The sequence below is a fragment of the Bacillus sp. AP50 genome, assembly GCF_040492675.1.
Classification (GTDB): domain Bacteria; phylum Bacillota; class Bacilli; order Bacillales; family Bacillaceae_G; genus Bacillus_A; species Bacillus_A cereus.
Window position 1 is genome coordinate 1 of sequence record NZ_JBEUTW010000750.1, and the last position, 1,361, is coordinate 1,361.

The following is a 1,361-nucleotide window of genomic DNA, read 5'->3' on the forward strand; positions in this document are numbered from 1 at the left end:
GTCCTAAATCATAAGATTTTAATACAAAATACTATAATTTGATTAATAATAGTAGTGAAAAAATATTAAATATATCTAAGTTTTAAAGCGAATATTAGAAACCGGTGTACCGCATTCTTATTTCAATAGCACATATGCAAGTATTAAAGTCCAGAACTCATCTGGTAGCGTTATGTACAATAAGGAAATTATGGGAAATAGACAACAAAATGCTGAAACGCAAACAGTACCTGTAAAAGAGGGAGATTATATAGAATTTACTCATATAGGAGGGGAAGCAGCAAAGGAAAAAACACGCGCGACTTTAACTAACCTTGAGAATGGAAAACAGGAATATATCGGAAAGAAAAGAACATATGGGGTTACATCTACAGGATTAATAAGACAATAAACGTATAAAAAAGTTGGGGCCCCAACTTTTTTATACGTTTTAGTCAAGAAGATTCCTTCTTCAAGGAATGCGAAGTGAGTAGGTAGAGGTAAATTGGCTTCGAATAAGGTATGGCAGGAAGCTTTATCAATAAGTATGCAAATATTTAAAAAACTAATTTTTATACAAAAAGTGTATACTTACGACAAAAAAATTTACCTTAACCAACAATTTTGCTTTTAGTAAATTTAAGGTGTGTAATTAATATACATTTTTCGAGGAAAACGCAGAATTCTGTCAAATTATCTTCATTTACATGACTGTGAACGTGGTATAAAAATGAAGCATATCCAAAATTATTAAAGGGGCTGAAAAAATGATTAAAAAACTTATTATTGGTTCTGTTGTTTTAGGAACAGCAATAGGAGTAAGTAAACCTACATTTGCTTCAACAAATTATTCTCCATCACAGTTTCAAGATAGGGGAGATGCCCAAGTTCAATCAATACCATCGCCATGGCAGTATTTAGGGCAAACCTCTAGGGAACTTCAAATTAAAACTAAGGATCCAAAAGTGCTTGCTTTTGAATTAGCAAAAGAAGCTCCATTTTACGAAGATGAATTAGTGGATGTGTGTTTTGCAATCTTAAGAGAAAATGTAGATGTAGTATATTGGACAAGTAAGGAATGGGCTAGATTTGAAGTAGGAAATTACGAGTTTAAACATGAAATGAAAATTTATAGAGATAAAGAACGTCAGCAATTAATTACTTCAATAGAATCATAAAAAAAGAAGCTATCTTTAGTAAGATATGCATCCAATAATGTAGACAGGAAAAGAGAGCACATAAAACTGTTGCGATATTGGAAAGTAAACTAAAAAAACAAGTATAATTACTTGTTTTTTTAGTTACAGTAATTATTTAGAAGGCTTAGCTTGTATATGTTCACATATATTTATTGGATAACCATAATCCTCTCTATACTATGA

Annotated in this window: 1 protein-coding gene and 1 pseudogene; both read left to right on the forward strand. The window is 30.9% G+C overall.

All coding sequences use genetic code 11. The features are described from left to right. Positions 1 to 82: 82 nt before the first annotated feature. Positions 83 to 391: pseudogene (locus ABWK52_RS29160) on the forward strand (putative mucin/carbohydrate-binding domain-containing protein); the annotation flags it as partial. A gap of 355 nt (positions 392 to 746) precedes the next feature. Continuing rightward, positions 747 to 1,157, forward strand: coding sequence for a hypothetical protein (locus tag ABWK52_RS29165; RefSeq protein WP_000592189.1), 411 nt, complete (start codon positions 747 to 749; stop codon positions 1,155 to 1,157). The last annotated feature ends 204 nt before the right edge of the window (positions 1,158 to 1,361 follow it).

Coding starts and splice junctions, on each gene's coding strand:
- ABWK52_RS29165 (WP_000592189.1), top strand. CDS start 747: ATGATTAAAAAACTTATTATTGGTTCTGTTGTTTTAGGAACAGCAATA.